At 65.4% G+C, this 2605-nt stretch carries 1 protein-coding gene and 1 pseudogene; both read left to right on the top strand.

Annotation, left to right across the window (positions count from 1 at the left end; all coding sequences use genetic code 11):
- Positions 1–241: 241 nt before the first annotated feature.
- Complete coding sequence (locus tag EZM81_RS17845) at positions 242–2059, top strand: serine/threonine-protein kinase (protein ID WP_169052409.1); 1818 nt, start codon at positions 242–244, stop codon at positions 2057–2059.
- 41 nt (positions 2060–2100) lie between these two features.
- A pseudogene (locus EZM81_RS17840) lies at positions 2101–2605 on the top strand (hypothetical protein); the annotation flags it as partial.

The following is a 2605-nucleotide window of genomic DNA, read 5'->3' as shown; positions in this document are numbered from 1 at the left end:
GCGACGCTCTTACACCACCCTGCGGGGCACAATCGAAATCCGCCTTCCCGTTGGGCGAGGCGCGCTCCGTTCGCGCAATTGCCCCGCGGCGTTCGCGGGATTGTGGCAGAAAACGAACGAATTGGCATCACGATTTGGCCCAACTCCTTCGCTATCGGGAAGGGATGACTGCCGATGTCCCATGCACAAGGTGCGGGGGCGCGGCATGGGGGTTCGTTGCATGTCCTTGGTTGCGCAGAACTTGGAAGACGTCGGGCCAGAGACCTTTGCCGACGAATTGAAGCCGGGGACGAAGCTCCTTCTCGGCCAGTTCACCATCGACTCCTTCCTGAATGCCGGGGGCTTCGGAATCACCTATCTTGCAAGGGATTCGCTCGACCGGCGCATCCTGATCAAGGAATGCTTCCCCTCCTCTTTCTGCCGCCGCAGCGGTCAGGCCGTCGGACCGCGGACCCGCCAGCGCGAGGAAGAGTTCCGGTCGATCGTCAGGCTTTTCCTGCAGGAGGCATATACCCTGTCCCGGCTTGAACATCCGAACATCGTCCGGGTGCATCAGGTCTTCGAGGACAACGATACCGCCTATATGGCGATGGACTATGTCGATGGCCCCGACCTTCTGGAAACGGTAGAGGGCACAGCGCCGGCCCTGAAGCCGCAGCAGATCATGGCGATCCTCGACCAGATCCTCGATGCGCTGGCCTACGTTCACGCGCAGGGGGTGCTGCATCGGGACATCTCGCCCGACAACATCCTGCTTGACCGTGCGACCGGCAGGCCCGTGCTGATCGACTTCGGCGCCTCGCGCAAGGACGTGACGCGGAAAAGTCGCGCGCTGTCGGGGCTGCGTGTGGTCAAGGACGGCTATTCGCCTCAGGAATTCTACATCGCCGGCAGCATCCAGGCACCGTGCAGCGATCTTTACGCGCTGGCGGCAAGCTTCTGCCATCTGGTCTCGGGAGCGACGCCGATGACCTCGCAGGACCGGCTGTCGTCGATCGCGAACCGTCAGGGTGACCCCCAGGTTCCTCTTGCCGGCCGGATCAACGGCTATCCGACTGCCTTCCTGAAGGCCCTGGACAAGGCGATGTCAATCTTTCCCCGCGACCGGTTCCAGTCGGTGGCGGAATGGCAGTCGATGCTGCGGGCCGGCACGACGCCACGTCCGGCCTTGCTGCCCAAGGGCGAGCAACAGGGTGCCGCCGTGCGCCCGACCATGACGGCGGCGGAGGTGGCGCAGTCCGGCCCGGCCATGGTTGCCCTTGCGCCGGCCTGCCCGGCGGCACCGTCCGATGTCCCCGCCGTGCCGGTTGCGCCTTTGGCGACGGCCCGCCCCGTGCGGCTTCGTGCCGCGCGTGATCCGCTGCTGTCTTCGGCGGCGGCCGTTCTGCTGGTTGCCGGGGTGCTGTCGGCGACCAGTGAGATCACGCAGCATGTCTGGCCCGGTTCGGTGATGCAGACCGCCGTGGCGGCACCCTTCGTCGCGCCTGACGAGGCTGCGAGACGTGGCCTGGTCCGCGGGTTGCGCATGCCCTTCCAGGTCGATCCTGCCGATCCCGGACGCATTGTCGCGCGGCTGCCGTGGTCGCCGGAATGGGCCGAACCCGGCCTGCGCATCGTGGAAGTGAACGGTGTTCCGGTGCAGGACGGTTCCGACATCGCGGCGATGATGTCGGCAGGTGCCGATCTGTCGAAAGTCGCCGATTGGAATGTCATCCTCGGCTATGTTGCTGCGCCGGGTGGCGATGTCGTCAGAAAGATCCTGACCCTGCCCGTGGTCGATCGGCTGGACCTTCCGAACGGTCTTTCCTTCGAGATGACCATGACCCCGACTGGCATTCAGACGGTCGTCGCCGCCGTGGCGGCTGGGGCGGCCACGGATCTCGCGGTGGGTGACGTGCTGCTGGTCTATGATGCGACCGGCGAAATTCTGGGCACCGCAACGGCGCTGGCCGACATACTTTCCCGCGAAGCAGGAAGAGACAGTACAACACACGGCTTTGCAATCCAGCGTAAAGGGCAGATGGCGACCGGGTCGTTCCAGCTGCCGGGGCTGGGCTGAATGGCCTTGAAGCAGATCCAACAGGACGTGGAGAGACAGACGTGAAGTTCCTTCGCTCATTCTTCAGCAAGACTGCGGCAGAGCCGGTCAAGCAGGTGGCTCCGGCCGGATCCGGGCCCGATCCGGTCATGACGTCCCTGGCCGAGCTTGAGGTGAAGCGGCTGCGCGAGGCTCTTGCCGCCGCTGCCCCGACACCACCCGCGTCGCAGCCCGAGGCTGAAACGTCCGAACCGCCCGCAGCGCGCCCCAGCCGTGTAGTAAAGGCCAAGGTGCCGCTGCCCGAAGGTGTGTCGGGGCCGGCGGTCAATATCTGGGATATCGAGGACGGGGATCCGCACCCCGCTCCGGCATCGCTTGCCGCGGCAGAACCGGAACGTCGGCGCCCCACCCGTAGCAAGACGCGCATCCTGGGATTCGATGTCCAGCCAGTGGCGGCGGTCGTCCCTCTGTTCGATGATGCCGAGAAACCGGCGATCGCTGCCGTGCCGGCACCGGGGCAGGGGCATGTGATGTTTCCGACGGGCTGGCTGGTTGTGAAGTCTGGTC

It is taken from the genome of Tabrizicola sp. YIM 78059, assembly GCF_004959785.1.
Taxonomy (GTDB): domain Bacteria; phylum Pseudomonadota; class Alphaproteobacteria; order Rhodobacterales; family Rhodobacteraceae; genus Tabrizicola; species Tabrizicola caldifontis.
The sequence above is the reverse complement of the archived record's forward strand: the minus strand, read 5'-3'. Positions and strand labels throughout refer to the sequence as shown.